The organism is Pseudomonas sp. UBA5568, from assembly GCF_002425525.1.
GTDB classification, from domain to species: Bacteria; Pseudomonadota; Gammaproteobacteria; order Pseudomonadales; family Pseudomonadaceae; genus Aquipseudomonas; species Aquipseudomonas fulva.
Genome location: NZ_DIMK01000055.1, coordinates 36,973 through 47,903, shown reverse-complemented (window position 1 = coordinate 47,903; position 10,931 = coordinate 36,973). Strand labels below are relative to the sequence as shown.

At 63.5% G+C, this 10,931-nt stretch carries 10 protein-coding genes; all 10 read left to right on the top strand.

Annotated elements, in window-relative coordinates:
* A partial coding sequence (locus tag B2S33_RS18900; RefSeq protein WP_288650851.1) for a hybrid sensor histidine kinase/response regulator occupies positions 1-1,937 on the top strand: 1,937 nt, incomplete at its 5' end.
* A complete protein-coding gene (locus tag B2S33_RS18895; RefSeq protein WP_027913836.1) occupies positions 1,934-2,947 on the top strand; it encodes a chemotaxis response regulator protein-glutamate methylesterase in 1,014 nt (337 codons plus the stop codon). The genes B2S33_RS18900 and B2S33_RS18895, both read left to right, overlap by 4 nt.
* Before the next feature lie 51 nt (positions 2,948-2,998).
* Complete coding sequence (locus tag B2S33_RS18890) at positions 2,999-4,003, top strand: response regulator (protein ID WP_028686906.1); 1,005 nt, start codon at positions 2,999-3,001, stop codon at positions 4,001-4,003.
* A gap of 140 nt (positions 4,004-4,143) precedes the next feature.
* Positions 4,144-5,239 (top strand): peptide chain release factor 2 gene (gene prfB / locus B2S33_RS18885; protein WP_110606993.1). Its coding sequence is split into 2 segments (ribosomal slippage): positions 4,144-4,215 and positions 4,217-5,239, totalling 1,095 coding nucleotides; the frame shifts between segments, so codons are not numbered across the junction.
* Between the two features lie 92 nt (positions 5,240-5,331).
* Positions 5,332-6,834: a lysine--tRNA ligase gene (gene lysS / locus B2S33_RS18880; RefSeq protein WP_028686905.1), complete on the top strand. Its 1,503-nt coding sequence runs from the start codon at positions 5,332-5,334 to the stop codon at positions 6,832-6,834.
* Between the two features lie 188 nt (positions 6,835-7,022).
* The gene (locus tag B2S33_RS18875) at positions 7,023-7,727 is read left to right on the top strand and encodes a TetR/AcrR family transcriptional regulator (protein ID WP_027913840.1); all 705 of its coding nucleotides are present in this window, start codon (positions 7,023-7,025) and stop codon (positions 7,725-7,727) included.
* A gap of 27 nt (positions 7,728-7,754) precedes the next feature.
* The gene (locus B2S33_RS18870; protein ID WP_049695514.1) at positions 7,755-8,303 is read left to right on the top strand and encodes a hypothetical protein; all 549 of its coding nucleotides are present in this window, start codon (positions 7,755-7,757) and stop codon (positions 8,301-8,303) included.
* Positions 8,304-8,406: 103 nt separating this feature from the next.
* Positions 8,407-9,705, top strand: coding sequence for a flavohemoglobin expression-modulating QEGLA motif protein (locus B2S33_RS18865; protein ID WP_173645886.1), 1,299 nt, complete (start codon positions 8,407-8,409; stop codon positions 9,703-9,705).
* The gene (locus B2S33_RS18860; RefSeq protein WP_288650848.1) at positions 9,677-10,600 is read left to right on the top strand and encodes an alpha/beta hydrolase; all 924 of its coding nucleotides are present in this window, start codon (positions 9,677-9,679) and stop codon (positions 10,598-10,600) included. Before B2S33_RS18865 ends, B2S33_RS18860 begins: the two co-directional genes overlap by 29 nt.
* Positions 10,597-10,923: a hypothetical protein gene (locus B2S33_RS18855; protein WP_023534135.1), complete on the top strand. Its 327-nt coding sequence runs from the start codon at positions 10,597-10,599 to the stop codon at positions 10,921-10,923. Before B2S33_RS18860 ends, B2S33_RS18855 begins: the two co-directional genes overlap by 4 nt.
* Positions 10,924-10,931: the final 8 nt, after the last annotated feature.

The window sequence follows — 10,931 nt, the reverse complement described above, 5'->3', positions numbered from 1 at the left end:
TGCCCGCCGTATTGGGGCCCGGGGGGCCGAGCGCAGCCCCTGCCGTTCCCGCACAGGCCGGTGCACCGATGGCGCCGCCGCCGGTGGCGAGCCAGGCACCGGCGGCGGCGCCTGTACCAGCGTCTGAGCCGCCAGACGATGCTGAGCCCGCGCCGCGTCGCAAGGCCGGCAAGCGCACAGTAGAGGGGGGCGAGCGGGTGCTGCGGGTGACCGCCGACAGGCTCAACAGCCTGCTCGACCTGTCCAGCAAGTCCTTGGTGGAAACCCAGCGTCTCAAGCCCTACCTAGCCACCTTGCAGCGTCTCAAGCGCATGCATGGCCAGGGCATGCAGGCGCTCGATGGGCTGCGCCTGCAACTCGAAGACAGCGGCCAGGGTGGCGAGGTGCTCGAGGCCTTGGCCCAGACCCAACGCTTGTTGGCCGAAACCCAGCAGATCCTGCGTCAGCAAGCGGCCGACCTGGACGAGTTCGGCTGGCAGGCCAGCCAGCGTGCACAACTGCTCTACGACACCGCCCTGGCCTGCCGTATGCGACCATTTGCCGATGTGCTGGCCGGGCAGAGCCGCATGGTGCGCGACTTGGGCCGCGCCCTGGGCAAACCGGTGCGCCTGATCATCGAAGGGGAGAAAACCCAGGTCGATCGTGACGTCCTGGAAAAACTCGAAGCGCCGCTGACCCACTTGCTGCGTAACGCGGTCGATCATGGCATCGAACTGCCAGACAGGCGGCTGTTGGCGGGCAAGCCCGAAGAAGGGCTGATCCGCCTGCGCGTCTCGCACCACGCCGGGATGCTGAGCCTTGAGCTGATGGACGACGGTGCCGGCGTGGACCTGGATCGCCTGCGTGCCAGCATCGTGGAACGTGCCCTGTCTCCGGCCGAAACCGTCGAGCGCATGAGTGACGATGAATTGCTCACCTTCCTCTTCCTGCCGGGTTTCAGTCTGCGGGATACGGTGACCGAAGTGTCCGGGCGGGGTGTGGGGCTTGACGCCGTGCAGCACATGATCCGCGAATTGCGCGGGGCAATCGAACTGACCCAGACGCCTGGGTTGGGGTGCCGCTTCCACCTGCAGGTACCGCAAACCTTGTCGGTCGTGCGCAGCCTCGTCGTGGAAGTCGGCGGGGAGGCCTATGCCTTCCCTCTGGCGCATATCGAACACACCCTGGCGGTGGACGCCAACGACATCGTGCAGATAGAAGGGCGGCAGCACTTCTGGCATGACGGCCAGCACATCGGCCTGGTAGCCGCCAGCCAGTTGCTGCACCGGCCGGCCGGGCAAACCGATCAGAACAGCCTGCGGGTCGTGGTCATCCGCGAGCGCGAGCGCTTGTATGGCGTGGCGGTCGAGCGGCTGATCGGCGAGCGGGTGCTGGTGGTGATGCCGCTCGATCCGCGTCTGGGCAAAGTGCAGGACATTTCTTCAGGGGCGCTGCTGGACGACGGCTCGGTGGTGCTGATCGTCGATGTGGAGGACATTCTGCGCTCGGTCGACAAACTGCTCAGCACCGGTACGCTCGAGCGCGTCGAGCGCGGCGGTGCCGGCGCCTCTGGCCTGGCGCGCAAACGCATCCTGGTGGTCGACGACTCGCTGACCGTGCGTGAGCTGCAGCGCAAGCTGCTGGGCAATCGCGGCTATGACGTCGCGGTGGCAGTCGATGGCATGGATGGCTGGAATGCTCTGCGCGGCGACGATTTCGACTTGCTGATCACCGACATCGACATGCCGCGCATGGACGGCATCGAGTTGGTCACCCTGGTGCGCCGTGACCAACGCTTGCAATCGCTGCCCGTCATGGTGGTTTCCTACAAGGACCGGGAGGAAGACCGACGGCGCGGCCTGGATGCCGGGGCCGACTACTATTTGGCTAAAGCCAGTTTCCACGACGATGCGTTGCTGGATGCTGTAGTCGAACTGATCGGAGGTGCTCACGGATGAAGATCGCCATCGTCAATGACATGCCCTTGGCAGTGGAGGCCTTGCGCCGTGCCGTCGCGCTGGAACCTGCCCATGAGGTGGTGTGGGTGGCCAGCAACGGCGCCGAAGCCGTGCAACGCTGTCAGGAGCAGCAACCGGACCTGATCCTGATGGACTTGATCATGCCGGTGATGGATGGCGTGGAAGCGACTCGCCGGATCATGGCCGACACCCCGTGCGCCATCGTCATCGTTACGGTCGATCGCAAGCAGAATGTGCACCGGGTATTCGAAGCCATGGGGCATGGTGCACTGGATGTGGTCGACACACCGGCGCTGGGTGCGGGCGACGCCCGCGAAGCCGCCGCGCCATTGCTGCGCAAGATTCTCAACATCAGCTGGCTGATTGGACAGCAGCGCCCGCCGACGCCCAGGCCGGTTGCCGCACCGCTGCGTGAAGCGAGCCAGCGACGAGGGTTGGTGGCCATCGGTTCCTCGGCAGGTGGTCCGGCGGCCCTGGAAATACTGCTCAAAAGAGTGCCAGCCGGGTTCCCGGCCGCGATCGTGCTGGTCCAGCATGTGGATCAGGTCTTTGCCGCTGGCATGGCCGAATGGCTCAGCAGTGCGGCCGGGCTGCCGGTGCGCCTGGCGCGCGAAGGCGAGCCACCGCAACCTGGCCAGGTGCTGCTGGCCGGAACCAACCACCATCTGCGCCTGCTACAGAACGGGCAACTGGCCTACACTGCCGAACCGGTCAATGAAATCTACCGCCCCTCCATCGACGTTTTCTTCGAAAGCGTGGCGCGCTACTGGTCAGGCGAGGCAGTGGGGGTATTGCTCACCGGCATGGGGCGTGACGGAGCACAGGGGCTCAAGATGATGCGCCAACGGGGTTTTCTGACCATTGCCCAGGACCAGGCCAGCAGTGCTGTCTATGGCATGCCCAAGGCTGCTGCGGCGATCGATGCCGCAGTGGAAATCCGCCCGCTTGAAGGCATAGCCGGGCGTCTGACGGAAATTTTTTCACAATGATGAAGCGTAACGAATCATGCCGCCCGGCCGGCAGTGTTCAGGTGAACAGCCATGAATGAGCTCCCCATCGAAGGGTTCGCCGCCGCCGATGAAAATTCGGCGATGGTGCTGCTGGTCGACGATCAGGCCATGATCGGGGAAGCCGTGCGGCGGGGCCTGGCCCATGAGGACAACATCGATTTTCATTTTTGCGCCGACCCGCACCAGGCGGTGCAGCAGGCCATGCGCATCAAGCCCACGGTGATCCTGCAGGACCTGATCATGCCCGGGCTCGATGGCCTGACGCTGGTGCGTGAGTACCGCAGCAACCCGGCCACCCAGGACATCCCGATCATCGTGCTGTCGACCAAGGAAGACCCGCTGGTCAAGCGCGCCGCGTTCGCGGCCGGGGCCAACGATTACCTGGTCAAACTGCCCGACACCATCGAGCTGGTGGCGCGCATTCGCTATCACTCGCGTTCCTACCTGACCTTGTTGCAGCGCGACGAAGCTTACCGCGCCCTGCGGGTCAGCCAGCAGCAGTTGCTCGATTCGAACCTGATGCTACAACGGCTGATGAACTCCGATGGCTTGACGGGCCTGTCCAATCGACGCCATTTCGATGAGTACCTGGAGCTTGAGTGGCGACGGGCGATGCGCGAGCAGCAACAGTTGTCGCTGTTGATGATCGACGTCGATTATTTCAAGGCCTACAACGACACCTTTGGCCACCTGGCCGGAGACGAAGCGCTGCGGCGCGTGGCAGAAGCCATCCGTGGCTCGTGCTCGCGGCCTAGCGACCTTCCGGCCCGCTACGGCGGCGAGGAGTTCGCCCTGGTGTTGCCCAACACCTCCCCAGGTGGCGCCAGGTTGGTTGCCGAGAAACTGCGCCAGAGCGTGCTGGGCCTGGCGATCGAGCACACGGCACCGGCTGCCGGAGCGTACCTGACCGTCAGCGTGGGCCTGGCCACGCAGGTTCCCGCTATCGGCAGCCTCTGTCGGCAATTGATCTCGGCGGCGGACAAAGGGCTGTACCAGGCCAAGAACGGTGGCCGCAACCAGGTGGGTGTCGCCTAGCGCGCTGGGCGAGGGGTGCTCCTTTCGAGCGGCTGCACCCGGCGGCTGGTTGTCGATGCCTGCCAGGCGGGTCTGCCGCCACGCGGCCGACTCGGTTATACTCGCAGGCTTTTCACCGAATTCGCACGAGTAGCCTGCCCATGGAAATCCAACCGATCCTGAACACCATCAAGGACCTCTCCGACCGCTCCCAGTCCATTCGGGGGTATCTTTGACTACGATCTCAAGCATGACCGCCTGATCGAAGTCAATCGCGAGCTGGAAGACCCCAACGTCTGGAACAAGCCCGAGTACGCCCAGGCCCTGGGCCGTGAGCGGTCCATGCTGGCGCAGGTCGTCGAGACGCTGGACAAGCTGTCCAACGGCCTGGCCGATTGCAAGGACCTGCTGGACATGGCCGTCGAAGAGGGCGACGAAGGCGCTGTCGGCGACGTCGTGACCGAACTGCAAGGCCTTGAAGAAAACCTGGCCCAGCTCGAGTTCCGTCGCATGTTCAGCGGCGAGATGGACATGAACAACGCCTACCTCGACATCCAGGCCGGCTCCGGCGGGACCGAGGCGCAGGACTGGGCCAACATTCTGTTGCGCATGTACCTGCGCTGGGCCGACAAGCGTGGTTTCGACGCCACCATCATCGAACTCTCCGAGGGCGAAGTGGCTGGCATCAAGGGCGCCACCGTGCACATCAAGGGCGAATATGCCTTCGGCTGGCTGCGCACCGAGATCGGCGTGCACCGCCTGGTGCGCAAGAGCCCGTTCGACTCCGGCGCCCGCCGCCACACCTCGTTCTCGGCCGTGTTCGTCTCGCCCGAAATCGACGACAAGGTCGAAATCGAGATCAACCCGTCGGACCTGCGCATCGACACCTACCGCTCCTCGGGCGCCGGCGGCCAGCACGTGAACACCACCGACTCGGCAGTGCGTATCACCCACGTGCCGACCAACACAGTGGTGGCGTGCCAGAACGAACGCTCCCAGCATGCCAACAAGGACACCGCCATGAAAATGCTGCGGGCCAAGTTGTACGAGCTGGAGATGCAAAAACGCAATGCGGCCTCGCAGGCGCTGGAAGACAGCAAGTCGGACATTGGCTGGGGCCACCAGATCCGCTCGTACGTGCTGGACGACTCGCGCATCAAGGACCTGCGTACCGGCGTGGAACGCAGCGACTGCCAGAAAGTGCTGGACGGTGACCTTGACCAGTACCTGGAAGCGAGCCTCAAACAGGGGCTGTAAGCCACACCCTATCGCCGCGCCACCGGCCTCGTACCGGTAGCGCGCGCCCTGCCCGCCAAGGGCAACGAATACCTGATGGAAACAAAGACGACATGAGCGACCTGAAGACCGAATCGCAAGACCTGCAACAGGAAGAAAACGCCCTGATCGCCCTGCGCAAGGAAAAGCTTGCAGCAGAACGCGCCAAGGGCAATGCCTTCCCCAACGACTTCCGTCGCGACAGCTACTGCAACGACCTGCAGAAACAGTACGCGGACAAGACCAAGGAAGAGCTGGAAGCAGCCGCGATCCCGGTCAAGGTGGCGGGCCGCATCATGCTCAACCGTGGCTCGTTCATGGTCATCCAGGACATGACCGGCCGCATCCAGGTCTACGTCAACCGCAAGACCCTGCCCGAAGAAACCCTGGCTGCGGTCAAGACCTGGGACCTGGGCGACATCATCAGCGCCGAGGGCACCCTGGCTCGCTCGGGCAAGGGTGACCTGTACGTCGAAATGACCCAGGTGCGCCTGCTGACCAAGTCGCTGCGTCCGCTGCCCGACAAACACCACGGCCTGACCGACACCGAGCAGCGCTACCGCCAGCGCTACGTCGACCTGATGGTCAACGAAGAGACACGCCACACTTTCCGCGTGCGCTCCCAGGTCATCTCGCACATTCGCAAGTTCCTCATCGAGCGCGACTTCCTCGAAGTCGAGACGCCGATGTTGCAGACCATCCCGGGCGGTGCAGCGGCCAAGCCGTTCGAAACCCACCACAATGCGCTGGACATGGCCATGTTCCTGCGTATCGCGCCTGAGCTGTACCTCAAGCGTCTGGTCGTCGGTGGTTTCGAGAAGGTCTTCGAAATCAACCGCAACTTCCGCAACGAAGGGGTTTCGACGCGCCACAACCCCGAGTTCACCATGCTCGAGTTCTACCAGGCCTACGCCGACTACCGCGACAACATGGACCTCACCGAGGAACTGTTCCGCGAGCTGGCGCAACTGGTGCTGGGATCTACCGATGTGCCGTACGGTGACAAGGTCTTCCACTTCGGCGAGCCCTTCGTGCGCCTGTCGGTGTTCGACTCGATCCTCAAATACAACCCGGAGCTCACCGCTGCCGATCTGCAGGATGTCGACCGCGCTCGCGACATCGCTCGCAAGGCCGGTGCGAAGGTGCTGGGCCATGAAGGCCTGGGCAAGCTGCAGGTGATGATTTTCGAAGAGCTGGTCGAGCACAAGCTGGAGCAGCCGCACTTCATCACCGAGTACCCGTTCGAGGTCTCGCCGCTGGCCCGTCGCAACGACGAGAACCCTGCGGTGACCGACCGTTTCGAACTGTTCATCGGCGGGCGCGAAATCGCCAACGCCTACTCCGAGCTCAACGATGCCGAAGACCAGGCCGAGCGCTTCCTGGCCCAGGTGGCCGAGAAGGATGCCGGTGACGACGAGGCCATGCATTACGACGCCGACTTCGTGCGCGCGCTGGAATACGGCATGCCGCCAACGGCGGGCGAGGGCATCGGCATCGACCGCCTGGTGATGCTGCTGACCAACTCGCCATCGATCCGCGATGTGATCCTGTTCCCGCACATGCGTCCGCAGGGCTGAGTGAAGTCGAAAAAGCCGCCTTTTCAGGCGGCTTTTTCTTGCCTGAAGCATTATGTTGTCATTACCGGCCCGCTCGCGATCCAAGCGCCTGCGAAGCAATCTGCGATTCCAACGCCTGGGGGCAGATCGGACGCGAACGGGCATGCTCCGACCAGACACCGTACATGAGGTACTCCATGACAACCGCCATGGCTCAACAAGGGGCTGCAGGCATCGCCACTGCCGTTGCCGAAAGCGTGCGCTACCAGGGCCGCAAGACGGCCCGGCAAGGCAGTGAGCAGCGTCGCCAACTGATTCTGGACGCCGCCATGCGCATCGTGGTGCGCGATGGCGTGCGGGGCGTGCGACACCGTGCCGTCGCCGCAGAGGCAGGGGTGCCGCTGTCGGCCACCACCTACTACTTCAAGGACATCGAGGACCTGCTCACCGACACGTTCGCCCAGTACGTCGAACGCAGCGCCGCCTACATGGCCAAGCTCTGGCTCAACACCGAAGCAGTGTTGCGCCAACTGCTGGCCCAAGGTGACGGCAGTCCCCAGGCACGGGCAAAACTGGCCGATGAAGTGGCGCGCATGACGGCCGATTACGTGCAGCGCCAACTGCTCACCCGCCGCGATTTCATGATGGCCGAGCAGGCGTTTCGCCAGGAAGCGCTGCTGTGCCCACGCCTGGCCGAGCTGGTCTGTGCTCACGAGCAGATTCTGCTGCACGGTACGCGCCAACTGCTGCAGGTCGTTGGCTCGCGACAGCCCGAACAGGATGCACAGATGTTGACGGCGATTATCGAGCAGATGGAATATCAGGGCCTGCTCAAGCACGCCGAGGCGCAGGCCGATGGGCCGATGCTGGCGATGCTTACCCGATACTTGCAGTTGGTGCTGGCGTCGGCTTGAGCCCGACCTTTTCGAGGAAGAAACCTGATGAAAGCCTGGCGTGTGGTGCTGTTGACGCTGTCATTCCTGATGCTGGGCGGTTGTCTGGTGACCTTTTCCGAACCGCTACCCGGTAAGTCCTCGGCCCCCAAGGGGCTGGTGGGCAGCTGGACCACCAAGGACGCCTGGGGCGAGCCGCTGAAGCTGGTCATCACGCGTGCCGACGCAGGTGCCTACAAAGCGGTGGCCACACCCAAGGGCAAATCTGCCCAAACCTATGTATTCAATGTGGCCCAGCAGGGTAACCGCTGGTACCTGTCGGCGCGAGTGCCTGGCGACCTGGGCGGCAACTACGTGATCGGTGGTTTCGATATCGTCGATGGCAAGGAGCTGGTGGTCTATAACCTCGATCTGCAGCAAGTGCAGCAGGCCGTGGACAGCAAGGAATTGAGCGGGCACAGCACCGAGGTGGCGCAGGACAACGGCGAGGGTCTGCTGGTCGACAGCCCACCAGCGCGTGTCCTGGCCTACCTCAACGACCCAGCGAATTCGGACCTGTTCGTGGAGGCAGTGCGCTTCAAACGCGCTGGCCAGTGACAGGGCAAGTCTCTGGTGATTCGCGGATGCGCCAAGGGCGCACTCTCGCCTCGGCTGCTCGACACTTGAGTCGGCCGACACGAGCGGGACATGGCTTGGCCTGATGGCCGATAAGGATTTCTTTGTGGACGAGTACCAGCAAACCATTCGCGCACTGTCCGACCGCATCGTGGCTGCGCAAACGCCGATTCGCGTGCTCGATGCAGTCAAGTGGGACGATGGCATCCGTCGCGGCTTCTTCGAGGCCAAGGGCAAGGTCCCGCCTGCCGTGGACCGTGCCTATTACCAGGCGCGCTCACTGGGGTTCGACTCCAGCGCTGTAAAGGCGGAGTTCCAGGCCATCGAGCGTGACATCATTCGCCAGCTTGGTCAGTTCAGCCCCGTGGGGCAGATCATGAAACGCATGTGCCGCGAGTACCGCATGGTCGTGCGCATGCTCGAGGCCAGGGGTACGCAAGATTTCGGTCTGATTTCCCAGGAGCTGTACGGCGCTGCCTCCGATGTTTTCCATGCCGGTGACCCGACCCTGGCCGACCTTGGCCTGATGCTGTCGGACTACCTGAACAACATCGATGGACGCGGTGACCTCAAGGACGAGCCGAAGGACCTGACGGCCAAGCAGGCGGTGGAAATCCTCCAGTGCCGGTTGAACAAGGTGTTCGGTGAAGCCGAGGGGACCATTCGCGTGTTCGAGTCCGACGGTATCGTGGCCGATGCCGCCGCCGGTGCCGACTACATCAAGGTGCGTGCCGATGCCATGTTCAACGCGCGCGATGTACGGGCCCTGGAAGTGCACGAGGGGTTGGTGCACGTGGGCACTACCCTCAATGGCCTGAACCAGCCTATCTGCACGTTCCTGGCCAAGGGCCCGCCTTCCTCGACGGTGACCCAGGAAGGCCTGGCCATCCTGATGGAAGTCATCGCTTTCGCCTCCTACCCCAGCCGCCTGCGCAAACTGACCAACCGCACCCGCGCCATACACATGGTCGAGGACGGTGCGGACTTCATGCAGGTGTACCGGTTCTTCCAGGAGCAGGGCTTCGACATGGGGCAAAGCTACAGCAATGCCAGCCGGGTATTCCGTGGGTCGGTGCCCAATGGCTTGCCATTCACCAAGGACTTGTCCTACCTCAAGGGCTTCATCATGGTTTACAACTACATTCAGTTGGCCGTGAAGAAGGGCAAGCTGGAGCAGATACCGCTGCTGTTCTGTGGCAAGACCACCCTCGAAGACATGCGCACCCTGCGCCAGCTTGTCGAGGAGGGCCTGGTGGAGCCGCCCAAGTACCTGCCTGAGCAATTCCGCGACTTGAACGCCTTGTCGGCCTGGATGTGCTTTTCCAACTTCCTCAACCACTTGAGCCTGGACCGTATTGAAACCGACTACGCGAATATCCTTTGACGGGCTCCGCCTGCTGACGGCGGGCATGGTGCTGGTGCTGCTGAGCGGGTGCAGCGGTTTGCTGTTCTACCCTGAGCGGGGCCAAGCGTTCACGCCAGAGCGCGCCAGGCTCGCCTACAGCGATGTCACCCTGGTCGCCGCCGACGGTGTACGCCTGCATGCCTGGTGGCTGCCGGCCAAACCAGGTGTGGCGGTCAAGGGTACGGTACTGCACCTGCACGGCAATGGGGGCAATCTGCCCGGTCACCTGGGCGGCAGCTATTGGTTGCCGGAGCAGGGTTACCAAGTGCTGATGATCGACTACCGAGGCTACGGCCTGTCCGATGGCAAGCCGCGGCTACCTGAGGTCTATCAGGATATCGCCGCCGCCATGGCCTGGCTCGACCAGTCTCCGCAGGTCAAGGGCAAGCCCCTGGTCTTGCTGGGGCAGAGCCTGGGCGGTGCCATGGCCATCCACTACCTGGCGGCCCATCCCGAGCAGCGCGAACGCTTCAGCGCTCTGGTGTTCGACGGCGTTCCGGCCAGCTACCGGGCGGTGGGCCGATACGCCTTGAGCACCTCGTGGATGACCTGGCCGCTTCAGGTGCCGTTGTCCTGGCTGGTGCCCGATGCCGATAGCGCCATCGAGTCCGTCGGACAGCTGACCAGCCCGCCCAAGCTCTTTTTCCACAGCATCGATGATGACCTGGTGCCCATGAACAACGTCATCCGCCTGTATCAGCAGGCACCCCCTCCACGGGTGCTGCAGTTGACCCGAGGTGGACACGTGCAGACGTTCGCCGACCCTACCTGGCGTGAAGTGATGCTGCGTTTTCTGGATGACCCCAGCCACTTCACCGGCCTGCGGCGGCTCGCCGAAGTGCCCAATGCCTATGACGAGAAGAACCCGCAATGAGCGAAGAACGCAACGCCATACCGCTGATCCTGACAGGAGTCGGCAGCATTATCGTGACGGTGGGGGCCCTGTGGTACTACGGCTACCTGCACTTCGCCAAGCCTGAGGATGCCTTGTTGCTGCAGGATTTCACCATGCTCAAGACGGTACCGGGCGAAGACTACAAGGTGTCACTGGAGCCCGCAGCGCAGGTAGCCCAGTGCGCCGATGGCGTGCTGGTACTGTTCGACACTCAGCAAAAAGGCCTCAGTGGCGTGCTCGTCGACAGCCGCAAGCGCGCCGTACGCTGCGTGGGCGCCGATACGCCGCAGCAGGTGCGATAGGGCCTACG

Coding starts and splice junctions, on each gene's coding strand:
- B2S33_RS18895 (WP_027913836.1), top strand. CDS start 1,934: ATGAAGATCGCCATCGTCAATGACATGCCCTTGGCAGTGGAGGCCTTG.
- B2S33_RS18890 (WP_028686906.1), top strand. CDS start 2,999: ATGAATGAGCTCCCCATCGAAGGGTTCGCCGCCGCCGATGAAAATTCG.
- lysS (WP_028686905.1), top strand. CDS start 5,332: ATGAGCGACCTGAAGACCGAATCGCAAGACCTGCAACAGGAAGAAAAC.
- B2S33_RS18875 (WP_027913840.1), top strand. CDS start 7,023: ATGGCTCAACAAGGGGCTGCAGGCATCGCCACTGCCGTTGCCGAAAGC.
- B2S33_RS18870 (WP_049695514.1), top strand. CDS start 7,755: ATGAAAGCCTGGCGTGTGGTGCTGTTGACGCTGTCATTCCTGATGCTG.
- B2S33_RS18865 (WP_173645886.1), top strand. CDS start 8,407: ATGGCCGATAAGGATTTCTTTGTGGACGAGTACCAGCAAACCATTCGC.
- B2S33_RS18855 (WP_023534135.1), top strand. CDS start 10,597: ATGAGCGAAGAACGCAACGCCATACCGCTGATCCTGACAGGAGTCGGC.